Genomic DNA, 22,369 nt, shown 5'->3' with positions numbered 1-22,369 from the left:
TGACGGTCCGGGTTGGCGCTTCTAGAAGTGGGGATATCACGCGCTCCACTTCTGCAATCGCTAACCAGGATCGTCCCAATGCCGCAATCTGCCGGTGACCGACGCAGCCTCCTCTCGGATTTGCTCGTGCGCCTGTGCGGACCGGTCGGCACCGGGGACCACCTGAGGGCGATTGCCGCCGCCTGCGAGGAGGCGCGCGACACCCGTCTGGCGGATGATCCGGTGCTGATGGGGGAACTGGAGGCCGCCACCGCAAGCCTCGACCCCATTCTGCGCGACTCGGCACTGGCCTGCGTGTCCGGGGACCTGCGCCGCTACGCCCGCATCCTCGACCGGCTGGAAAACGTCCTCGACCTCGCGGCGCTGGAGGGCATCAACCAGATCTACTGGTGCATGCAGCGTCAGCTGTTCCTGATGCGCATGGACGCGGCCACGGCGCCGGACTTCCTGGCATCCCGCCTCTTTCCCTTTTACGAGCGGTTCGTCGAGGAGATCGCGCGCCGGTTGGGCGCCCGTCCCGTACCGCGCCCGGTCGGGGCGCCGACCACCGGGCGGGTGGTCATGATCACCAACCAGCTGCTGTCCGGCTACCACCAGCCGTCGCGCGACCTGGTCCGGCAGGCGGCCCGGTTGCAGGAGGCCAGGGGGGAGGAGGTCGGGCGGGAGGTGCTGATCCTCAACACCAACATGATGCCCGAGAGCTATTACAGCCCCTTCGTCCCGCCCTTCGCGGCGGCGGTGGAGGAGCAGCTGAACGGCGAACAGGTCGCGACCTTCGAGGGCCAGCGAATCCCCATGCTGTCATCGATCGAGCCGGGCCTGGGCGCCGGCAAGGTGAAGGGCTTCCTGGCCGCGGTGGAGGCGTTCGACCCAGACGTGGTGATCGGCTTCGGCGGGTCCGTCATCGTCGCCGACCTGCTGGCCCCGGCGCGCCCGCTCGTCCACATTCCGACCACCTCCGGCACGCCCGTGACGCTGGCCGACATCGCGCTGGATTACGGAGGCTCGGCTCCGCCGGCGGGCGGCGGACGCCTTGCCGCGGCGTGGCGGCCGTTCCGCCTGGGCCTGGTGCCGCGCCACAGCGGCGACGTCGCCTCGCGGGCGGAGTTCGGCGTTCCCGACGAAGCGTTCGCCTGCGTGGTCGTCGGCAACCGGCTCGACGCGGAGGTGGACGCCGGCTTCCTCGCCCTTCTGGAACGCGTGCTGGATCGCGTGCCCCGCGCGACGGTGCTGTTCGCCGGGGCGGCGGACGCGCTGCCCGGCCGGTTGGAACGGTCGCGGCACGCCGGGCGGCTGCGCCCGCTCGGCTTCGTGGAGCGCATGGACGGGCTGCTGGGCGTGTGCGACCTATTCCTCAACCCGCGCCGGACCGGCGGCGGCGGCAGCGCGGCGCATGCGCTGGCGGCCGGGGTCCCTGTGCTGTCGCTGGCGGCGGGGGACGTCGCCAGCGTCGTCGGCCCGGCCTTCCTGGTGGGCGACGAGGACGCCTTCGTCGCGCGCGCGGCGGCCTTGGCCGGCGACTCCGCCCTGCTGGACCAAGCCCGCGCGGACGCGCGCAACCGCTTCGCCACGGTCGCCGCGGAGGGCGGCGACACGGCGCAACTGGCGTCCTACCTGGAGGAGGCGATTTCACTGTTCCGGCAGAGGACGCGCTGACCTTCGCCGACGAGGACGCCGCCGTCCGCACGCTCTCCACCCTGGTCGGGGACCCCGATCGTCGCCGGCGGCTCACGTCGGCCCACCTGGATTGGGCGTTCGACAACGTGGCTCTCAGCCGAATTCTCGATCGGATCGTCACCGCGACGCTGGGTTGATGGCGCTACCCTCCGCGGCCTTGCCGGATCAGTTGAAGTAGAACTGCTGATTGGCCGTGTCGGTGATCGCCTGCCAGTCGATGTGCGACGGCGTGGTGGCCGGGGCGGCCTCGTTGTACACCGCGGCGCTGGCGGCGACGGTCAGCAGGGAAGCCAGGGCGACGCCGACAACGACGACAAGGCGCTCAAGCGTGTGGGTCTTCTGCATGGGGATGCTCCTGTATTCCGGTGACGCGGCTTCCGCATTGCTTCAATGCCCGCCGCATTTGTGAGGCAATGATGTCACCAAAGCATCGCTAAGAAACCGGCGCAATTCGCATGCCTTGCATATCTATGCTGCATTGCGGCATAGCGCTACGAAAGAGTTACAAAGCAGAAGTGCGCAAATCATCGTAGCGCTGTTAAAGAATTTTTGCAGCGCTGTGATTTGTCGTTGTCTGGCGCTTCGCTTGCCTGGAGAACATTCCGGTGCCGGACCTTCCATCACCCCCGCCCGTACTTGATCACAGCGCGGCTGCGCAGGACCGGTCAGGGTGGCGGCGTATCAGTCCATGCCGGTCCCGGTCGCTCTGCGGCGTTGTTGCAAAGCGTTACCGAAAGCGTGGCCGCCGGACACACTCCGGTTACGGTCGGCGGCTACTCCAGGGCATTGGGAATCACTGTTTCGAGGTCACGTCATGCCAGCCAATCGCCGCCAGCCGAACCAGGACTCCGCATTCCCCTTCGTCGCCGAGACATCGGACGGCGATCCGGCTCCGGACGGTGACGACCATCCGGTGGCCGACACGCTGATCCGCAACATGGCCGCGACCATCGCCGTCTTCCTCGCCCTGTCGGTCCTGATCGACACGCTGCTGGACCGCTTCGGCGGGTGAGGGATGCGGCGCCGGTGTGCGGCCCAATGCCGCGCACCGAGGGCACGGGCACGACAACTGATATACTAGTATTGACACTGATTGTGCGGTGCAGCACGATGCTGGCGCCGGTGCGGATCGCCCGTTGGGGTCCCCGCGCGGCACCCCTTCCATGCCACCAGACCGGAGTGTCGATCGTGCCCGATTGCAGCCTCCCCACCGCCGCGCTTGCGGATGCCATCTCCTCCGCCCAATCCGGCGAAACCCATGACACGCGCCAGTGCGACGGGCTGACGGTCCGCCTGGCGACTTGGCCGGGCGGCGTCGGCGAAGAGCCGGTGTTCGAGACCGCCTGAGCGGTCGATCAAGGTCGGCGGATCGGCCCGCCGGATCAGGGCAGTGCGGCATGCTGTCGCGCTCGCCCTAAGAGATCACGGAACGCGCTTTCGGTTTGCCATCATCAGGTTTTCAATTCCCCAGACGCCGTGGCCGCGAAGGGTGGCCGCGAAGGGAGGCTGGGCGGGCGCGGCCAGGGGTGCGGATACGGCGCGTGCCGCCCGCAGAAACGTCGTCCTGCAGACGGAAGCAAACGGAGACCAGGACAAAGACAGGCTGCGGGGGCCTTGCGTCGCGGGTGCGACGGCCCCCTCGGCACGACACAGCCAATGAAGGCCCAGTCACCGAAGACGTCGGGCTCCGCCGCATCGTGAGCCGGTGGGATCCGTCGTCGCGACGAAGGACACGTCAGCATGCCGAACGGCACCAGCAACACGGACACGCGCATCACGATCATGGACGGCAACGAGGCGGCCGCTTCGGTCGCCTACCGCTCCAGCGAGGTCATCGCGATCTACCCGATCACCCCCTCCTCGCCGATGGGCGAGTTGTCGGACGAGTGGTCGGCCAAGGGCAAGGCCAACGTCTGGGGCGCCGTCCCCCAGGTGATCGAGATGCAGTCCGAGGGCGGTGCGGCCGGCGCGGTGCACGGCGCGCTGCAGGCCGGCGCGCTGTCGACGACCTTCACGGCATCGCAGGGCCTGCTGCTGATGATCCCCAACATGTACAAGATCGCCGGGGAGTTGACGCCCTGCGTCCTGCACGTCGCGGCGCGCACGCTGGCCACGCACGCGCTGTCGATCTTCGGCGACCATTCCGACGTCATGGCCTGCCGCCAGACCGGCTTCGCCATGCTCGCCTCCGCCAATGTGCAGGAAGCGCACGACATGGCGCTGGTGGCGCACGCCGCGACTCTGCGCGCCCGCGTGCCGTTCTTGCATTTCTTTGACGGATTCCGCACCTCGCACGAGGTGAACCGGGTGGAGACGCTGTCGGACGACGACCTGCGCGCCCTGTTGGACGAGCGGGCGGTCGCTGCGCACCGCCGCCATGGGCTCAGCCCCGACCATCCGGTGGTGCGCGGCACGGCGCAGAATCCCGATGTCTTCTTCCAGGCGCGCGAGGCGGCCAACCCCTATTACGAAGCCTGCCCGGCCATCGTGCAGGAGATGATGGATCGGCTGGCCGCGCGCACCGGCCGCGCCTACCGCCTGTACGACTACGCCGGCCATCCGCAGGCGGAGCGGGTGGTGATCGCCATGGGATCCGGCGCCGAGACGGCGGCGGAGACGGTCCGCCACCTCGCAGCAGTGGGGGAGCGGGTGGGCTGCCTGACGGTGCGCCTGTTCCGGCCCTTCGCCATCGCCGACTTCGTGACGGCCCTGCCGGAGACGGTGCGCCGCATCGCCGTGCTGGATCGCACCAAGGAGCCGGGCGCCGTCGCCGACCCGCTGTACCTGGACGTGGTCGCAGCCTTGGCGGAGGCGCGGGCCGCGGGCAGCGTCACCGCCGACCCGGTGGTGGTCGGCGGACGCTACGGCCTGTCGTCCAAGGAGTTCACCCCGGCCATGGTCAAGGCCGTGTTCGACGAGCTGGCCCGCGAGCGGCCGAAGCGCCGCTTCACCGTCGGCATCACCGACGACGTGTTGCACAGCTCCATCCCCTGGGACCCGTCCTTCGAAATCGAGAATGCGGAGGTCTCGCGCGCCGTCTTCTTCGGCTTGGGCTCCGACGGCACGGTGGGCGCCAACAAGAACTCCATCAAGATCATCGAGCAGCGCACCGGCGGCCACGCCCAGGCCTATTTCGTCTACGACAGCCGCAAGTCCGGCTCCTCCACGGTGTCGCACCTGCGCTTCTCGCCGCATCCGATCCGCGCGCCCTACCTGATCGGGCAAGCCCAGTTCGTCGCCTGCCACCATGTCCCCCTGCTGGAGCGCATGGAGGTGGTGGAGATGGCAGCATTCGGCGCCACCGTCCTGCTGAACGCCCCCGGTGAGCCGGAGGCGGTGTGGGCCAGCCTGCCGCGCGAGGTGCAGCGGGCCTGCATCGACAAGCGGGTGGCGCTCTACACCGTGGATGCCAGCGCCGTGGCGCGCGAGACCGGCCTGGGCCGGCGCATCAACACCATCATGCAGACCTGCTTCTTCGCGCTCGCCAAGGTGATGCCGGAGGAAGACGCCATCGCCGACATCAAGGCGGCCATCCAGAAGACCTACGGACGCCGCAGCGAGGAGACGGTGCGCCGCAACTTCGCCGCCGTCGACCAGGCGCTGACCCACCTGAAGCGCATCCCGCTGCCCGACCAAGTCACGGCGGTCCACGACCGCCTGGCGGCGGTCCCCGACAGCGCCCCCGACTTCGTCAGGCGCGTCACCGCCATGATCATCGCCGGCCACGGCGACAAGCTGCCGGTCTCCGCCTTCCCAGTGGACGGCACCTGGCCGACCGGCACGGCGAAGTTCGAACGCCGCAACATCGCCAGCGAAGTGCCGGGCTGGAACGCGGAGCTGTGCATCCAGTGCAACAAATGCACGCTGGTCTGCCCGCACGCCGTCATCCGCGCCAAGGCGGTGCCAGAGGACGCGCTGGCCGACGCGCCGGCGGGCTTCACCACGCTGGCCTACCGCGGCAACGAGTTTCCGGGTGCCCGCTACACCCTCCAGGTCTCGCCGGCCGACTGCACGGGTTGCGGGCTGTGCGTGGAGGTCTGCCCGGCCAAGGACAAGGCGAACCCGAAGCGCAAGGCGCTGGAGATGCGCCCGGTCGAGGCGATGGCGGCCGAGCAGCCGGCCTTCGACTATTTCCTGACTCTGCCGGAAGCCCCGCGCGAGAAGGTGCCGGTCACCGTCAAGCACACGCAACTCCTCCAGCCGCTGTTCGAGTTCTCCGGCGCCTGCGCCGGCTGCGGCGAGACGCCCTACCTCAAGCTGCTGAGCCAGCTGTTCGGCGACCGCGCGGTGATCGCCAACGCCACTGGCTGCTCCTCCATCTACGGCGGCAACCTGCCGACCACACCCTACGCCGCCAACGCCGACGGGCGCGGGCCGGCCTGGGCCAACTCCTTGTTCGAGGACAACGCGGAGTTCGGCCTGGGCATCCGCGTCGCCATTGACCAGATGACCGAGCACGCGCGTGACCTGCTGGCGCAGCTGTCGGCGCAGCTGGAACCCGGCCTCGTCACCGAGCTTCTGGAGGCCGACCAAGCGGGGGAGGCCGGCATCGCCGCCCAGCGTGCCCGCGTCGCGCTGCTGAAGGAACGGCTGGCCGCGCTGAAGGACCCGCTGGCATCGCGGCTGGCGGACTTCGCCGACTATCTGGTGCGCAAGAGCGTGTGGATCGTCGGCGGCGACGGCTGGGCCTACGACATCGGCTACGGCGGCTTGGACCATGTGCTGGCGTCGGACCGCGACATCAACGTGCTGGTGATGGACACGGAGGTCTATTCCAACACCGGCGGCCAGCAGTCCAAGGCGACGCCCATCGGCGCCTCCGCCAAGTTCGCCATGGCCGGCCGCAAGGTCGCCAAGAAGGACCTGGGCATGATCGCCATGGCCTACGAGCACGTCTACGTCGCCCGCACCGCCTTCGGCGCCAAGGACGCGCAGACTCTGCACGCCTTCACGGAGGCGGAGAGTTACCGCGGGCCGTCGCTGATCCTGGCCTACAGTCCCTGCATCGCGCACGGCTACGACCTGGTGAACGGGCTGAAGCAGCAGAAGCTGGCCATGGAGACTGGTCACTGGCCGCTCTACCGCCACGACCCGCGCCGTCTCGCCATGGGCGAGCCGCCGCTGGTGCTGGACAGCCCGGCGCCGACCACGCCGCTGTCCGCCTTCATGGCCGGGGAGGCCCGCTTCAAGGTGGTGGAGCGCGACAACCCCGAACGCTACCGCGACCTCGTCAAGGCGGCGGAGGCCAACGTGCGGCTGAAATACGACCTGTACCGCCACATGGCCGGCTTCGCCGAGGCGCCGGCCGGCGCCGATGCCGACGTCCGTGAAAAGCATTGAGCGGAGGACCCGTGATGGATCTCTCGACCACATACCTGGGCCTTCCCCTCGCTCATCCTCTGATGCCCGGCGCCTCCCCGCTGGTGGACGACCTGGACACGGTGCGCCGGCTGGAGGACGCCAGCGCCGCGGCCATCGTCCTGCACTCCCTGTTCGAGGAGCAGATCACCCACGACCAACTGGGCATGCTGGCGGTGCGCGAGGGCTCCGACGCCCTGTCGGCCGAGGCGCGCGGCTTCTTCCCGCCGCTCGACCAATACGCGCTGGGGCCGGAGGGGTACCTGCGGCAGGTCGCGCGCATCAAGGAGACCGTCGCGGTTCCGGTCATCGCCTCGCTGAACGGCGTCACCGCCAGCGGCTGGATCCGCTACGCCGGCCTGATCCAGGAGGCCGGGGCGGACGCGCTGGAACTGAACGTCTACTTCATGCCGCTCGACCCGTCGATGACCGGGCAGGACGTGGAGGACCGCGTGGTGGAGGTGGTGCGGGCCGTGCGCCGGTCCATCGCCATCCCCCTGGCGATCAAGCTGTCGCCCTTCTTCTCCTCGCTGCCGGCGCTCGTGAAACGGTTGGAGGCGGAAGGGGTGGACGGCCTCGTCCTGTTCAACCGCTTCTACCAGCCCGACATCGACGTGGAGCAGCTGGAGGCGGTGTCGTCGCTGGACCTGTCGCAACCGCGGGAGCTTCGCCTGCGGCTGCGCTGGCTGGCGGCGCTGTCGGGGCGGGTGAAGCCGTCGCTGGCGGCGTCCGGCGGGGTGCATTCGGCGACCGACGCGCTGAAGGCGGTCATGGCCGGCGCGCACGCGGTGCAGATGGTGTCGTCCCTGCTCCAGCACGGGCCGGCCCACCTGACCACCGTCCGCGACGATCTCGCCCGCTGGCTGGAGGAGCACGAGTACGACTCCCTGGCCCAGGCGCAAGGCAGCATGAACTTGGTGCGCTGCCCCGACCCCACGGCGTTTGAGCGCGGCAACTACCAGAAGATCCTGCAGAGCTGGAAGCGGACGGGGTGGTGAGGGCAGCCCTCTCCGGCTGTGGCAAAAAAGTGGTGCCATCACCGCAGGAGCGGGCGCTGTCCGGTGTCTAAACAGTCGTGGGAAGGCCAGGGGCCTTTCCACGCTGGGACATCCGGATGTGGGCATGACTGTGACACGGCAGGCGGACGGGCTTTCTTCGGCGGACGAGACTTCGACGCTCGTGACGCTGGGGATGACGTGGCTGGAGCAGGGCAGGGTGACGGACGCCGTTTTCGGCGCGCGGCGCGTTCTGGCGCTGGAGCCCGCCTCCGCGGAAGCGTTCTTCCTGTTGGGCGTCGCCGCCGGCCGGCTCGGGCAGCCATCGGCGGCGTTGCGCTTCCTGGCCCGGGCGGTCCGCCTGCGCCCGGATTTCGCCGAGGCGCACCTGAACCTGGGGCATGTGCTGGAGGGGCTGGGCCATGCGGGCCCGGCGCTTCGGGAATTCCGCCTGGCCACGCAGATCCGTCCGCACAGCGCAGCCTTCTTGGCCACGCTGGGGCACGCCTACCAGCGGCGCAACCAAGCGGTGGAGGTCATGGCCTGCTTCCAGCAGGCGTTGGGCCGCGAGGTGCGCGACGCGGACTGCTGGGCCGGGCTGGGAACGGCGCTTTTGGCTCTCGGCCGGAGCGACGACGCCCGCGGCTGTTTCGAAGAGGCACTGCGCCACCGGCCCGACGACGTTGACCTGCGCAACAGCCTCGGCGTCATGTTGCGCGGCGTCGGCGAAGACGGCGCGGCGCGAGAACGCTTTGCCGGTGCGCTGACCGTCGCCCCCGGCCATGTTCCCGCCATGATCAACCTCGCCGCGTCGGAACTGCGCGCCGGGCGGGCGGGGCGGGCCGTGCAGTGGGCCCGGCGGGCTCTGGCGATTGAGTCCGACCGGGCGGAAGCCTGGAACACCCTGGGCCTCGCGTTGCGCGCGTCGGGCTCCCTGGCGGGGGCGGCGGAAACCTGGAAGCGGGCGGTCGCGCTCAACCCCGCGGGTGTGGACGCACTGGGTAACCTGGGCGGCGCGCGCCGGGACGAGGAGCGCTTTGCGGAGGCCGAAACGCTGCTGCGCCGGGCGCTCCGCGTGGCGCCGCAGCACGCGGCGCTGCACGGAATCCTGGCCTACGCGCTGAACGGGCAGGGACGGCCGGAGGCGGCGGAAGCAGCCTGCCGGCGGGCGCTGGCCCTGGCGCCCGCGCAGGCCGATCCCATGGTGACGCTGGGCCTCGTCGAGCAGCGCCGCGGCGCGCCAAGGGCGGTGCGTTGGTTCGACCGGGCCATCGCGGTGGCCCCGCGGCACGCGCTCGCCCGCTTCAACCGCAGCCTCGTGGATCTGGAGCAAGGCGCGCTGCCCGCCGGCTGGGCGAACTATCGCACCCGCTTCGACGCCGGCCGGGCCGGGCGGGAGCGGCGTTTCGCCATCCCGGAATGGCGGGGGGAGCCGCTGGCCGGCAAGCGCCTGTTCATCTGGCGGGAGCAGGGGGTGGGCGACGAGTTCCTGTTCGCTTCCTGCTACGCCGACGCCATCAAGCGCGCGGACCGGGTCATCATCGAATGCGAGCGGCGGCTGGTCCCGCTGTTCGCCCGATCCTTCCCCAGGGCCATTGTCCGCGCGGAGCAGCCGTTGCGCGGCCTCCCGGTGGAGGAGGCCGTGGATTGCGATTTCCACATTCCCGCGGGCTCGCTTCCGGGCCTGCTGCGCGGCGAAATGGCCGCCTTCCCGCCGCGCTCCTCCTGGCTGTTCGCGGACGACGCGCGGGTGGCGGAGTGGCGCCCACCGGTGGAGTCCCTGGGCGAGGGGTTGCGCGTCGGCATCGCCTGGCGCAGCCAACTGATGACGGTGGAGCGCCAGTGGTCCTATGTGCCGCTGGACAGCTGGGGGCAGGTCTTCGCGGTGCCGGGGGTCTCCTTCGTGAACCTGCAATACGACAACGGACACGCGGAGATCCTGCGGGCCGAGGCGCGCTTCGGCGTCCCGATCCACGAGATGCACGGCCTGGACCTGAAGGACGACTTCGAGAACACGGTGGCGCTGATCGCCAACCTCGACCTCGTCATCGCGCCGGCCAATTCGGTGGCGGAGCTGTCCGGCGCGCTGGGCGTGCCGGTCTGGCGCTTCGGGGCGCGCGACTGGACGCATCTGGGCAGCGGCACGCGCCCTTGGTACCCGACCATGCGCGTCTTCCACCCCCGCGTCGGCCAGAGCCTGCCCGACGCGCTGGCCCGCATCGCGCAGGAGCTTCGCCGGGTGGCGTTATTTGCGCGTTCGCAGGAGGGCGATGCGCCGAAACGCGGCGCGCGGGCGCACCAACGCCGCCGCGCGGCGGAATCGCCAGGGTCGCGGTTGCATTAACGTCGTTTTGAAAGGGATGCCGCCTACATCAGGCGGCGCGGTGCCGCCGTGGCGTCCTGCGCGCCGGCGTCCTTCATTCCCTTGCCGAAGGCCTGTTCGAAAATCCGGTCGGCCAGTCCGGGCGGCGGGGCGTCCGCCGGATCGGACAGCGCCAGTTCGATCGCCACCATCTCATCCAGCATCGCCTGCGCGGCGACGGAGCGGGCCAGCAGCTGTCGGGCGTCGCGCAGCTTCAGGCGCGGCCAGCGTTCCAGATCGCCGCCATGGCGGTCGAGCAGCTCCCGAAACTCGTCATCCGTCATCGAACGAATCCTTGGCGGCCTGCGCGCTCGCCCGCAGCAGGACGCGAAGTTGCTGGCGTGCACGTTTCAGCAGGGATTCTACCGCACTTATGCTGATTTGCATAACACAAGCGATATCGGCGTTGCTTAGCCCTTCATAATAAAAAAGGGTCAGGGCGACGCGCTGCTGGTCGGGCAGCCGCTGCTGGGCGTTCTGGAGGCGGGCGGCGACCTGCCGCCGCTGGATCGTGCTGACCGCGTCGGGGGATTCATCGGGCGGCTCGGCCACATCGTCCAGGGCTTCGCCGGCCGGGCGGCGGCGGTGGTCGATGCAGCGGTTCATGACCACCCGGTACAGCCAAGTGGTGAAGCGGGCGCCCTCGTCCGACCATTGGGCGCGCCGCTGCCAGATTTGCAGGAAGACGTCCTGCGTGATGTCCTCGGCTTCCGAATCGCTGCCGCACATGCGCCGCGCGAGGCCGTAGGCGCGCTTCAGATGACGGGCCACGAGCTGGCGATAGGCGTTCTGGTCGCCGTCGCGGACGCGCGCCATCAGCCGTGCGTCAGCCTCGCCATCCTCTTCGGCGCCCGCCGCGCTCGGAGTCAGTGACGAAGGACGGTCGCAGACCACCGCATGGTCAGCCGGATACTCGTAGTTGCGCATGATCCGTTTGTGTCCGGAGTGCGGATGCATGCGGCTCTTTAGCCGACGCCCCTCGTGTGTCCGAACCCACACCGCGTTCTGCGGCAATGGATCGCCAGGTGGTCAGCATGAAGGACACCTGGCGGATGATGGCCTCCGTCGCCGCCACCGGATCCCGGCGGGCCGCGGCCAGTCCGGCCTGGGCGATCACCGATCGGTAGAAGGCGTGCAACGTGGTGGCCACGTCACCGCCGAGCTTATCATCCAGCACGCCGTCGAGGCCAACGAAAATCGCCGTCGCGCGGCGGATTTCGTTGAAATGCTTATCGAATTTCCGATCCCTCGCGGCGTCGCGGGCAAGGTGCAGGTGGACCATCGCCTTCTCGTACAGCCGGACCACGGCGACCACCGGGGGCACCATGGCGTTGGTGGTCGCGTAGGCGGAGATGGCCTTGCTCATCCGTGCGTAGGTCATGGGGAATCCTCGATCTTTCCGGCGTCAGCTGCTGGAGCTGTCGGTGTAGGTCAGCTGCTTTAGCAGGGCGTTGGCCTGTTCGGCCTTCTGCTCCAGCCGCGCGTAGTATTGGGTCAGCCGGGACCGGTAGTCCTCGGCGTTGCTCTTGATCGTGTCGGAGCGGGTCTGCAAGTCGTCGTCGGTGGACTTCAGCTGGTCGGTCAGCTTCTTGATGTCGCCGCTGGTGCTGTTCACCGCGCCGTCGATGGCGGTGTAGAGCGTGTCGGCCAGCCCCTCGCTGAAGTTCACGTCGATGCTGCCGCTCTTGCCCGTGTAGACGAAGACCAGCCCGGCGTAGGGGGTGCCGTCCTTGCCGATGACGCGCGTGTCCTTGACGTCGAACATGGAGGCGTCGCCGTTGACCGAGGCGCCGGTCAGCGTGCCGTCCGATCCCACCTGCACGTCCAGCGTGAAGGACGTCTTGGTCAGGCTGTTGTTGTAGCGCAGCAGTTGGAGGTCGCTGCTGGACGACGTCATGTTCAGCCCCAGCAGGGTCCGCACGTCGTCCAGCCGGTTGGTCAGCGCGCTGTTCAGCGTCGTCTCGTCCAACGTCAGCGTGTTGCCGCTGTTGAAGGTGATGCCGAGGTCCGACAGCGACAGGGCGCCGCCGGAGGTCGCCACCTTGCCGTTCAGCACGTTGTAAATGCTCTGGTTCACCTGGCGCAGCAGGCTGTCGGCGAACAGCGTGGCGCCGTCGCTCTTCGTGCCGTCGGTGGTCGTCGCCTGCTGCTGCGTGGCGAAGTCGCGGAAGGAATTGTAGGCGCTGACGAAGGTGGTCAGCGCCGACTTGATGGAGGACAGGTCGGTGGAGACCTCCACCGAGATCGGGTTGCCGATGTCGGCGGAGTAGAGGTCCAGGGTCACGCCGCTGATGGCGTCGCTGATGGTGTTGCTGCTGCGGGTGACCGTGACGCCGTCGATGTCCAGGATCGCGTCCTGTGCTGCGACCAGCGTGTTGGCGACGTTGCCGCTGCCGTCGGTGACGCCCAGGCCGCTCAGCACGCTGCCGCGGCTGTCGGCAAGCGTGATCGCTTTGCCGGTGTCGGTGGCGGTCAGCACCAGCTGGTACTGGGTGTCCGACACCTTGACGATGCCGGCCGACATGCCGCTGGTCGCCTTCTGCGCGTTGATGGCGTCGCTGATGTCCTTGAGGCTGGCATCGGCGGCGATGTCGATGGACACGCCCGTTCCACCTTCCACGCCCAGCGTGACGGTACCGGACAGGCCCAGTGCGTCGGTCTGGCTGGACTGCTTCGCGCTGCCGATCTTGTTGCGGGTGGCGAGCTGCTTGACCTCCACCGAATAGGTCCCGGTTGCCGTGCCCTCCGCCACGCTGGCGGCCAGCACGTCGCTGGCGCTCATCGACCCGCCGCCGGCCAGATAGGCGGTGCGCTGGCTGAACAGGTTGCTCTGCGCCCCCGTCGAAGCGGTGCGGTTCCGCAAGCCATCAATGGACGTGTTCACCGCCTGCAACAGCGTCTGCATGGTGCCGTAGGCGGAAATCTTGGCTTGGTTGGCGGTGATCTTGCTGTCGATCCGGTCGGCCCGCGTCAGGCGCGACGCCACCGCCGCCTCGATCAGAGCCGAATAGTCGAGCCCCGTGCCGGAATCCGACGCCTTCAGCGCCGAATAGCCGGTGCTGGCCGACGTGGTGGTGCTGCTGGTCGTGGAGGACACGGTGGACATGGTGCGCCTGTTCCGGTCTTGCGTAGTTCACGTCCCCTCTCCCCAGAGGGGAGAGGGAGAAATGCGCCGCTTAACGCAGCAGCGACAGCAGGTTTTCGGGCATCGAGTTGGCCTGGGACAGGGCGGCGATGGCCGCCTGGGTCAGGACCTTTTCCGACGCCAGCTTCGACTGTTCGGTCGCGACGTCCACGTCCATGATCGCGGACTGGGCGGCCGAGGTGTTCTCGATGGAGGTGGACAGCACCTCGCCCCGGAACTCGAAGCGGGAGATCAACGCGCCGACGTTGGCGCGGGCGGTGGACAGCGACGTGACCGCGGTGTCGAGCGAGGTCAGCGCCGCCGCGGCCGTCGCCGAGCTGGTGACGTCCAGCGTGTTGATGCCGAGGCCGGAGGTGGTGACGTTGGCGATGGTCACCGTGATGTTGTCGGTCGATTCCGTACCGACGCGGAAGCTGACGCCGCCGGTGTTCCACTGGGTGGTGCCGTCGAGCAGCGACTGGTCGTTGAAGCGCGTTCCCTTGGCGATGCCGTCGACCTCGTCCTGCAGCTGCTGGAACTCGGCGTCGAGGTAGCCGCGCTCATTGTTGGTGACGGAGCCGGACAGCGACTGCGTCGCCAGCGACCGCATGCGCTGCACGATGTCGCCGATGCTGGACATGGCGCCGTCAGCCGACTGGAGGATCGACGACCCGTGCGAGGCGTTGGTGGACGCCTGGTTCAGCACGGTGATGTCCGACTTCAGGGAGGTGCCGACCGCGAGGCCGGCGGCATCGTCCGACGCCTTGGTGATGCGCGAGCCGCTGGCGATCTTGGAGACCGACGAGGACTGGTTCTCGGAGTTGATGTTCAGGTACCGCAGCGCGGAGTTCGACGCGGTGTTGGTGCTGATGACGGGCATGGTGCGTCTCCTGGTACGGGAGGAAGCGGGGACCGGAGGGGGAGGTTCGGGGCCCTCCTGCAACGTTCCACGGACGGCGGCGCGAAAGTGGGCGCGGTTTTTTGTTTTTTAGAGCGGATTGTGATCCGCTCTGGACCGCGACTGCGGTCCCGGCCGCGCGTGCGGCCGTAGCCCGGCCTCTCGCGGGAACGAAGTTCCCGCTGGCGGCAGGCGGATGCCATAGGCATCCGCTGAGAGCCGGCAAGTGAGGCCATGTGAATCTGAAGCGAACGAAGGTTCGCTTCAGAGGTATTTCGACAGGTCGTTTTCCTGGAGCATGGTCATGACCTTCATGGTCATCTCCAGCGAGGACTGGAGCTGCGACAGGCGCGACACCGTCTCCGCCACGTCCACGTTCTTCAGGTCGTCCACCTGGGTCTGGAGGACGAGCTGGCTGTCCAGGTGCTGGTTGATCGTGCGCTCCAGAGTGCTGGAGGAAACGCCCAGCTTCGACTGCGCCACGGCCATGCCGTCCACCGCCTGGGCGGCGAGGTCGGAGGCCTCGTTCACCGCGTCGGTGTCGATCGGGTTGGTGGACATGCTGGTCAGCAGGCTGAAGGCGCGCAGGGCCTTCTCGAAGCCCGGGTCGTCGGCGGTCACGCCGTAGTCGATCACCAAGTCGTCGGCCGCGCGGAAGCGCGCGCCGGCGTTGTCGCCCTTGTAGTAGCTGGTGCTGGCGGTGGAGGGCGTCGTCTGCGGCGCGTAGTCGGCCGCGTCGATGGACACGGGCGCTGAGCCGGTGCGGCTGCCGCTGAACAGATAGCGCCCCTCCTGCTGGGAGTTCAGCAGGCCGGCGAACTCCTTCATCAGGCCGCCGATCTCCGTCTGCACGCCGGCCGCATTGGAGGCGGCGGAGCCCTGGAGTTCGGTGACGAGGCTGCGCAGGCGGTTGGTCAGGTCCACCATGCCGCCGACCTTGTCGTACATGGTCTGGATGCGGGAGGACACGACCTCCCCCTCGTCCACATAGCGTTCCAGGCGCTTGTAGTGGCTTTCAAGGTCGACCACGCGGGCGCTGTCGTCGGCGATGCCCTTGTAGTCCGTCGATTTCAGCCCCGTGGCCTGCTGGATCTGCGCCGTGGCGACTTTCGCCTCGGACTTCAGCATGTATTGGACCATCGTGTTCTGATGGCTGTAGGTGGCGACCCGCTCCATGACGGTCTCCCTATCCGAGCATGCCCAAGGCGGACTGGAACATCTCTTCCAGCACCTTCATGACCGCCGCCGACGCCTGATAGGCGGATTGCAGCGACGACACGGCGGCGGTCTCTTCGTTGACGTTCACGCCGCTCTGCGACGACAGGGCGCTGTCGAGGCCGTCGGCGTAGCTCTGCTGGCTGGTGTGGGTGCTGGCCGCCTTGTCGGCGGCGGTGGCGGCGGCCTGAATGACCGAGCCGGCGTAGGAGGCGAAGGTCGCCTTGCGCGCCGTCAGGTCGCCGGCCGCCGCGAAGGACACCGGCTGGCTGAAGGCGTCGCTCAGCGCCTGCGCCGTGCTGCCGTCGCCGGTGCTGACCGCAACGTCCCCGGCGGCCAGCGTGGCGGCGGTGGACAGCGCGCTGGTCGAAAGGCGGCTGCTGTCGGCGGCGAGCGCGGCGTCCAGCTTCAGGTCGGCGGCGCTGGTGCCGGTCAGCAGGTCATTGAGCCCGAAGGCGGCGGAGAAGCCCTTGGCCCCGTTGCCCACCGCCGTGCCGGTGGAGCCCAGCGCCACGCCGTTGGACGCGCTGGCGGCCTTGATCACCAGCTTGCCGTCGGCCGAGATGGAGGCGGAAAGGTTCGCCATGCCGTCGATGGCGCTGACCGCGTCCTGCACGGTGGCGTAGCTCGACAGGTCGAACTCCTGCACCTCCACCGCCTTGCCGTCCGCGTCGGTGACGGCGACGCGCAGCGTGCCGCTGCCGTTCAGCGCGTCGGTGCCCGACACGGTGGCGTTGCCGGTCAGCGTGTTGGGCGGAGGGGATGCGGTGCCGGCGTTGCTGATGCCGTTCAGCGTGTCCTTCAGCGTGCCGGCCAGTTGGTCCAGCGTCGCCTGCCGCTGCGGCAGCAGCGTGTCGCGCAAGGAGACCAGCGCGCCGAGCGTTCCGGAGCCGACCGACGTGGTGATGTCGCGGCCGCTGACCATGATGCCCTGGAAGCCGCTGCCCCCGCCGGCGTTGTAGACCGTGCCGGCGCCGACGGAGGCCGCCGGGCTGTAGGAAAGGGTATGGACGGTGGAGTCGACCAGCGCGGCGCCGCTGTCGGTGGACACGCGCATCATGCCGTTGCCGTCCACCTGGTAGCGGACGCCGATGTTCTGCGACAGGGTCTTCAGCGCCTCGTTGCGCTGATCCTCCAGGTCGCCGGTGTTCTGGCCGAGCGCCTTGCCCTTGACGATCTGGTCGTTCAGATCGCCGATGCTGGTCAGCGCGGTGTTGATGGTGCCGACGGTTGTCGCGATGGCCTTGTCCGCCTGCCCGCGCAGGTCCTGGATCTGGCTGGAGGCGCCGCGCAGCGCGGTGGCGACGTCGTTCAGGTTGGACAGGACGGCCGACTTGGCGCTCTCGCTCTCCGGCGAGGTGGAGAGGGTGCCGAGCACGCTGTCCAGCCCGTCGATCAGGCTGCCGAGCGCGCTGTCGGAATTGGTCGTCCCCATCACCTGCTGCGCCTGGTCCAAATAGCTGTCCAGCGTCTTCGACGATCCGACGCCGGGCTGCGCGCCGATCAGCGTCTTCAGCAGGAACTGGTCGACCGTGCTGGAGATGCCGGGGATGTCCACGGTCGCGAAGCCGACGGCCGTGTCGGTCGCGGCTTGCGCCGCGGTCTTGCGCGTGTAGCCGGCGGTGTCGGCGTTGGCGACGTTCGACGCGGCGACCGCGGACGCAACCTCCGTCGTGCGCAGGGACGCGCTGATGATGCTGGTGGCGACGGACAGGGACATGGTCGGGCCTCCCCGGTCAGGCCTTCACGGCCCAGCCCGCCGGCTGGCTGGTCCGGGCCGCGGTGCCGGGCGGGGCGTAGGCGGTGGGACGGACAAAGCCGCGGGCGGAGTAGGTGGGCCGGCTGGCGGTGCTGGCGCGCAGCGCCTCGCCAATGGCGTCGAGCCGCGCCTGCCGCGCCCGTGCCGCGGATTCCAGCGCGCGGACTTGCTCCCGGACGCCGCCCGGAACGAGGGCGGCGGCCTTGCGGATTTCGGCGCGGACGGCGGGGGGGGTGCGCTTGCTTTGCATCGCGGCCAGTGCCGTGCGCAAGGCCGGCGCCCTGGCGTTCAGCAGTTCCTGCATCGCGCCGGCGGCCAGGAAGGCGTCGCGCGCCCGGCCGCCGCGCGCCGCCGCCACCGCGCGGTCGGCGTGGGCGGCCAGCTGTGCGGAGAAGTCGGCGATCAGCCGCGCGAGGTCGGATTGGAACTCCGGCGGAACGGTGTCCATGTCAGCGGCCATCTCAGGCCCCCCGGATGGTGGTGGCGCGGCGGTAGGCGGTCAGCGCGGTGCGCGTCGTGTCGCTCTGCCGGAGCAGGCCGCGCACCGTGCCCTGGAGCCGGTGCAGGCGGCCGATGATGTCCTGCAGGTCGTCGACGAGGGCGACGCGCAGCGCCTCGTTCGGGATGCCGGCGGAGGCCGTGCGCAGGTCCGCCACTTGGCGTTCCAGGCGCGTGACCTCGGCCATCGTCCGGTCACCGTCGTCGAACAGATACGCGTGGGGGTCAGCCCTGGGATTAGGGTTCGGCTGCATGGCGGCCATCCTCAGCGCTTCATGCCGATGACGGTGTTGATCATGTCGTCGGACGTCGTGATCACCTTCGACGCGGCGCTGTAGGCCTGCTGGGCGACGATCATCCGCGTGAACTCGTCGGCGATGTCGACCGTGCTGTCCTCCAGCGCGCTGGACTTCACCGATCCGGCCTTGCCGTCGCCGGCGGTGCGCAGCTGGTACTGGCCGGAATCGTAGGTCTGCTTGAAGATGCTGCCGGTGACGCTTTCCAGCCCGTTGGGGTTGGCGAAGGTGACAACCGGGATGCGGTAGATCGCCCGCGTCTCGCCGTTGTCGAAGGTGGCGCGCACTGTGCCGTCGCTGTCGATCTTGGTGCCGGTCAGCGTGCCGGGCTTGTAGCCGTCCTGGGTGGTGGATTCCACGTCGATGGAGGGCGTCGTTTCGCCGGACGTGTGCTGGGTCAGCCCATCGCTGCCGTTGGCGGTGCCGAGGTTCAGTGTGACCGTGCTGTTCGACGCCCCCGTGGTCCATCCGCCGACCATGAAGCTGTTGCCCGACGTCGAGGCGAGCGAGCCGTCGCTGTTGAAGGTGACGGTGATCGGGAAGCCGCCGATGGTGCCGGTGCTGGTCGTGCTGTCCGACGACTTGGTCGGGTTGGCGCCGTCGACGCTCCACGTGTTGACCGCCGTCTTCGTCCAGGTCAGCTGGACGGAGCTGCTGTTGCCCAGGCTGTCGAACAGCTCGATGTCGGAGGTGAAGCTGGCGCCGACGTCGGCGTCCGACGGCAGGTTGGCCGCGATCGACACCTTGGACGTCGCCTTGGGCGTGCCCTTGATGTCCGACAGGTTGATGGCTTCCAGGCTGTCGACGGAGCTGTTGTTGGACGAGGCGACCTTGCCGCTGTCGTCCAGCTTCCAGCCGTAGAGGTAATAATTCTCCGAATTGCGCAGGAAGCCGTCCGCGTCGGTGGAGAAGGAGCCGTTGCGCGAATAGGCCACCTCGCCATGGTCGGTGTCGTCCGACACGGCGAAGAAGCCCTCGCCGTTGATCGCCATGTTGGTGGTCGTCGCCGAGGCCTGGATGTTGCCCTGGGCGCTGATGTTCCGGTTGTTGGTGGCGAGCACGCCGCCGGTCTGCTCGTCGATGGTCGAGCTTTTGTTGATGTAGGACGCGAAGTCGGTCGTCGTGGCCTTGAAGCCGGTGGTGCTGGAGTTGGCGATGTTGCTGGAGATGGACCCCAGCGCCTTGCTCTGCGCCATCAGTCCGGACGTGGCGGAACTCATCGCAGACGTGATGCCGGTCATCGTCGCACCTTATGGGGAGGGAATTGGGGGGAGTGGGGCAGGCGTCGCGGGGAAACGCGCCGCCTCAGGTCACGGACAGGACGTTGTCGGTGGAGACGCTGACGCCGTTGATGCTCAGCTTCGCGGTCCCGTCGGAGCTGTCGACCGAGGTGACCTTGCCGGTGATCGAGGTGGTGCTGGACACGGCGTTGCCGCTGGCGTCCACCGCCTTGACGGTGAGGGTGTAGTTGCCGCTGTTGTAGGCCGAGCCGTCGGACCCGACGCCGTCCCAGGTGAAGCTGTGGGAGCCCGCGGCCGTGCCGCCCTTGCCCTGGTAAACCACGTTGCCGTCGGCGTCGGCGACCGACAGCGTGACGGACGACGCGGTGCCGGCCAGCTCGTACCCCCAGCTCGCCTCGCCGTTCGACATCGCGGTGGTGTCGCCGGTCGCCTGCACCGTGTGGCCGAGGTACCCGATGGCGGAGCTGCCGCCGCCGAGCGCGGTGATGGAGCTGGTCAGCGTGTCGAGCTTCTGGCCGTTCGACACCTGCTGCTCCAGGCTGGCGAGCTGGACGAGCTGGCTGGTGTATTGCGTCGCGTCGACCGGGTTGGTCGGGTCCTGGTGCTGGAGCTGGGACAGGAGCAGGGTCAGGAACTGCTGGTAGTTGCCCGCCAGCGACGCGTTCGACGAGGTGGACGACGAGGAGGTGCTCGTCGTCGCAGACGTCGTGCTGGAGGTCAGGGCGTCGATGGTCATGGCCGTCTCCTGTCCGAGGGGACCCGTTCGCGCAAAGCGGGGCTTCGCGCGTCGGGGGTCTTGCAAAGTCTGGCGGTGTGCCGGTCGGGAGGGCGTCAACCCGTCCTTGTTCCCTTCCACGGGGGAGGCGGGAAAAGCAGGCGCTCTTTTTTCAGAAAAATTCAGGCGGGCGCGAAACGGGTGATCTCAATAGCCATTCGGGCCAGGACGTCACCCATGCTTTCGCCCGCGCGGGGCCCGAACAGGCGCATGGACGGGTACCAGGGGCGCACGCCGGTGCCGAGTTGTGTCCAGTCCCGATGGCCGAACCGCCACACCGGCCCGCCCAGCGCGCCGGCCAGTTCGGCACTCGACACGGCCGGGGCGATGACGAGGTCGAGGTTTGCGGTCAGCGCGGCCGTGCCTTCGAAGTCGTCCTTCAGGTCGAGGTCCGGCCAGCGGTGGATCGGCACGCCGAAGCGCCGCTCGGCCTCGTCAAGCTCGGCGGCGCAGTCATCGTATTGCAGGTTGACGAGGCGCAGGCCGGGCACTGCTGCCAGCGGTCCCCACTGGTCGAGCCGCGTGTAGGCGGCGCGCCGTTCCGTCGTCATCAGGCCGCTGCGCCAAGCGATGCCGACGCGCAGGCCCGGGCCGAGTGCCGCCAGCCGCCGGCCCCAAACAACCACCCGGTCCGGATCGGGCACCAGCCAGGAGGGGCGGGTGGGAAAGGCGGACAGCCGGTCGCGGACGATCTGCGGCAGGCTGCCGGCTGGAATCCGCAACTCCGCGTCGCCGGCCGGTGAACCGCGCGGGCGCACGGTGGCCTGGGGGAAGGAGCGGGTGAAGAGGGAGACGAGGCGCGCGTCGCATTCCACGATCACGCGCCCGGCCATGGCGATCAGGTCCGGGAGTGCCGAGGCGAACATAAGCTCGTCGCCGACGCCCTGTTCCGCGGTCACGACGATGCACCGGCCCGCCAGCGGCTCCCCCGCCCACAGCGGAAGGTCGTCATGCGGCACGGCGTTCCGGCGCGCAGCGAAGCGCCAGCCGTAGGACCGCCAGCCGGCCGGCAAATCGCCGCGCGTGAGGTGCAGGATGCCGCGGTTCAGCTGCGCCTCGGCCAGGGCCGGGTCGAGGGCCAGTGCGCGGTCGAGCGACAGCTCGGCGGCTGCGTCGTCCTTTCGGTGCAGAAGAAGGGCGCCGAGGTTGGCGTAGGCTGCTGCCTGATTGGTTGCGAGGGCCAGGGCATGGCGGAGTTCCAACTCCGCGTCGCCGTCGCGGCCGAGTGTGCGCAGGATGGCACCCAGCGCCGTCCTTACGGCCGCGTCCTGCGGGTTCAGGCGCAAGGCGCGGCGCAGGGCTGCTGCCGCCGCGTCCAGCCGATCGAGCGCCTCCAGCGCGGAGCCCAGCCCGGCCCAGGCGGCGGCCATGCCCGGCGCCAGTGCGACGGCACCGCGGAACTGGTCGGCGGCTTGACCGTGCTGCCGCTGCCCGGCGAGCGCGGTACCGAGGATGAGGCGCAGGATCGACCCCTCCGCGCCGGCCTCCAGGGCTGTCGCCATGGCCGCTCCAGCTTCCGCGACACGCCCGGCTTCCAGCAGCAGAAGGCCGAGTTCGGCCGCCAGCGTGGCGTCGGCCGGCGTGTCCTGGAGCGCGCGGCGCAGGCAGCCCTCCGCCTCCGGATGCCGGAGGCTGCGCAGCAGCAGGGCGAGCGCGCGCCACGCCTCCGCCAGTTGCGGGTGCTGGGTGACCAGAGCCGCCAGTTCCTGCGCGGCTTCGGCCAGCCGGCCCTGTGCGCCGAGCAACCGCGCACGGTTCAGCCGGGCGACGACCGCGTCGATGCGCTCCAGCAGCCGGGCGTCAGGCTCCGCGGCGCAGGTAGGCGTGGTCATCGATCGGCTCGCCGATGGCCATGGAGCGGGCGCGGTGGATGTGCTTCATCAGGATGTCCCGGAACTCCTGCGACGCCAGATCGCTCCATTCCGGCGATTCCGTCGGGAAGGTCATCTGGTCGGCGGTCACCTCGAACAGGCGCAGCCACTCGTCGGCCTTCTTCCGCGGGTCCTCCGACCGGCGGAACAGTTCCTCCATCATCTTGTCCAGGAGAACCCCCATCGCCAACAGGTTGGCGTGCAGGACCACGTTCCCCAGCTTCACCCGTGCCTCGTCCTCGATCATCGACCCGGTCCTCACAATCCGCGACTGTTCCCTTCCACGGGCGACCGGCGAAA

At 69.2% G+C, this 22,369-nt stretch carries 20 protein-coding genes; 6 read left to right on the top strand and 14 right to left on the bottom strand.

Annotation, left to right across the window (positions count from 1 at the left end):
• The first annotated feature begins 78 nt into the window (after window positions 1-78).
• Window positions 79-1,656 carry a glycosyltransferase gene (locus M2351_RS21720; protein WP_264658143.1) on the top strand — a complete coding sequence of 526 codons (1,578 nt, stop codon included), beginning with the start codon at window positions 79-81 and terminating at the stop codon, window positions 1,654-1,656.
• Between the two features lie 186 nt (window positions 1,657-1,842).
• Here the strand turns inward: M2351_RS21720 and M2351_RS21715 are convergent, their stop codons facing one another.
• Window positions 1,843-2,022: a hypothetical protein gene (locus tag M2351_RS21715; protein WP_264658142.1), complete on the bottom strand. Its 180-nt coding sequence runs from the start codon at window positions 2,020-2,022 to the stop codon at window positions 1,843-1,845.
• Between the two features lie 469 nt (window positions 2,023-2,491).
• Here M2351_RS21715 and M2351_RS21710 point away from each other — a divergent pair, with 469 nt between their 5' ends.
• The 5 genes from M2351_RS21710 to M2351_RS21690 all read left to right on the top strand — a co-directional run bounded on the left by M2351_RS21710 (window position 2,492) and on the right by M2351_RS21690 (window position 10,374).
• Window positions 2,492-2,689: a hypothetical protein gene (locus tag M2351_RS21710; protein ID WP_264658141.1), complete on the top strand. Its 198-nt coding sequence runs from the start codon at window positions 2,492-2,494 to the stop codon at window positions 2,687-2,689.
• Window positions 2,690-2,865: 176 nt separating this feature from the next.
• Window positions 2,866-3,024 carry a hypothetical protein gene (locus tag M2351_RS21705; RefSeq protein WP_264658140.1) on the top strand — a complete coding sequence of 53 codons (159 nt, stop codon included), beginning with the start codon at window positions 2,866-2,868 and terminating at the stop codon, window positions 3,022-3,024.
• A gap of 393 nt (window positions 3,025-3,417) precedes the next feature.
• Entirely contained in the window at window positions 3,418-7,017 is a 3,600-nt protein-coding gene (gene nifJ / locus M2351_RS21700; RefSeq protein WP_264658139.1) for a pyruvate:ferredoxin (flavodoxin) oxidoreductase, read from the top strand.
• A gap of 14 nt (window positions 7,018-7,031) precedes the next feature.
• The gene (locus M2351_RS21695) at window positions 7,032-8,033 is read left to right on the top strand and encodes a dihydroorotate dehydrogenase-like protein (protein WP_264658138.1); all 1,002 of its coding nucleotides are present in this window, start codon (window positions 7,032-7,034) and stop codon (window positions 8,031-8,033) included.
• A 124-nt stretch (window positions 8,034-8,157) separates the two neighbouring features.
• On the top strand, window positions 8,158-10,374 hold the full coding sequence (locus M2351_RS21690) for a tetratricopeptide repeat protein (protein ID WP_264658137.1): 2,217 nt from the start codon (window positions 8,158-8,160) through the stop codon (window positions 10,372-10,374).
• A 23-nt stretch (window positions 10,375-10,397) separates the two neighbouring features.
• On the opposite strand, the gene M2351_RS21685 is transcribed toward M2351_RS21690, so the two are convergent.
• The 13 genes from M2351_RS21685 to M2351_RS21625 all read right to left on the bottom strand — a co-directional run bounded on the left by M2351_RS21685 (window position 10,398) and on the right by M2351_RS21625 (window position 22,316).
• The gene (locus tag M2351_RS21685; protein ID WP_264658136.1) at window positions 10,398-10,676 is read right to left on the bottom strand and encodes a hypothetical protein; all 279 of its coding nucleotides are present in this window, start codon (window positions 10,674-10,676) and stop codon (window positions 10,398-10,400) included.
• A complete protein-coding gene (locus M2351_RS21680; protein WP_264658135.1) occupies window positions 10,666-11,319 on the bottom strand; it encodes an RNA polymerase sigma factor in 654 nt (217 codons plus the stop codon). The genes M2351_RS21685 and M2351_RS21680 overlap by 11 nt, the downstream gene beginning before the upstream one ends.
• Window positions 11,294-11,773 (bottom strand): flagellar export chaperone FliS, encoded by a 480-nt coding sequence (locus M2351_RS21675; RefSeq protein WP_264658134.1) that lies wholly within the window; start codon window positions 11,771-11,773, stop codon window positions 11,294-11,296. The genes M2351_RS21680 and M2351_RS21675 overlap by 26 nt, the downstream gene beginning before the upstream one ends.
• A 24-nt stretch (window positions 11,774-11,797) precedes the next feature.
• Entirely contained in the window at window positions 11,798-13,498 is a 1,701-nt protein-coding gene (gene fliD, locus M2351_RS21670) for a flagellar filament capping protein FliD (RefSeq protein WP_264658133.1), read from the bottom strand.
• 70 nt (window positions 13,499-13,568) lie between these two features.
• Complete coding sequence (locus tag M2351_RS21665) at window positions 13,569-14,396, bottom strand: flagellin (protein WP_264658132.1); 828 nt, start codon at window positions 14,394-14,396, stop codon at window positions 13,569-13,571.
• A gap of 282 nt (window positions 14,397-14,678) precedes the next feature.
• Window positions 14,679-15,590 carry a flagellin N-terminal helical domain-containing protein gene (locus tag M2351_RS21660; protein WP_264658131.1) on the bottom strand — a complete coding sequence of 304 codons (912 nt, stop codon included), beginning with the start codon at window positions 15,588-15,590 and terminating at the stop codon, window positions 14,679-14,681.
• 10 nt (window positions 15,591-15,600) lie between these two features.
• Window positions 15,601-17,349: a flagellar hook-associated protein FlgK gene (flgK, locus tag M2351_RS21655; RefSeq protein ID WP_264658130.1), complete on the bottom strand. Its 1,749-nt coding sequence runs from the start codon at window positions 17,347-17,349 to the stop codon at window positions 15,601-15,603.
• Window positions 17,350-17,365: 16 nt separating this feature from the next.
• Window positions 17,366-17,848: a hypothetical protein gene (locus M2351_RS21650; protein ID WP_264658129.1), complete on the bottom strand. Its 483-nt coding sequence runs from the start codon at window positions 17,846-17,848 to the stop codon at window positions 17,366-17,368.
• Window position 17,849: 1 nt separating this feature from the next.
• Window positions 17,850-18,140: a hypothetical protein gene (locus M2351_RS21645; protein ID WP_264658128.1), complete on the bottom strand. Its 291-nt coding sequence runs from the start codon at window positions 18,138-18,140 to the stop codon at window positions 17,850-17,852.
• 11 nt (window positions 18,141-18,151) lie between these two features.
• Window positions 18,152-19,423 carry a flagellar hook protein FlgE gene (gene flgE / locus M2351_RS21640; RefSeq protein ID WP_264658127.1) on the bottom strand — a complete coding sequence of 424 codons (1,272 nt, stop codon included), beginning with the start codon at window positions 19,421-19,423 and terminating at the stop codon, window positions 18,152-18,154.
• Window positions 19,424-19,487: 64 nt separating this feature from the next.
• Window positions 19,488-20,159 carry a flagellar hook assembly protein FlgD gene (locus M2351_RS21635; protein WP_264658126.1) on the bottom strand — a complete coding sequence of 224 codons (672 nt, stop codon included), beginning with the start codon at window positions 20,157-20,159 and terminating at the stop codon, window positions 19,488-19,490.
• Window positions 20,160-20,320: 161 nt separating this feature from the next.
• Window positions 20,321-22,030 (bottom strand): tetratricopeptide repeat protein, encoded by a 1,710-nt coding sequence (locus M2351_RS21630; RefSeq protein WP_264658125.1) that lies wholly within the window; start codon window positions 22,028-22,030, stop codon window positions 20,321-20,323.
• A complete protein-coding gene (locus M2351_RS21625; RefSeq protein ID WP_264658124.1) occupies window positions 21,999-22,316 on the bottom strand; it encodes a hypothetical protein in 318 nt (105 codons plus the stop codon). Before M2351_RS21625 ends, M2351_RS21630 begins: the two co-directional genes overlap by 32 nt.
• Between the last annotated feature and the right edge of the window lie 53 nt (window positions 22,317-22,369).

The sequence above is a fragment of the Azospirillum canadense genome, assembly GCF_025961225.1.
Classification (GTDB): domain Bacteria; phylum Pseudomonadota; class Alphaproteobacteria; order Azospirillales; family Azospirillaceae; genus Azospirillum; species Azospirillum canadense.
This window is presented reverse-complemented; position numbering and strand designations above follow the sequence as displayed.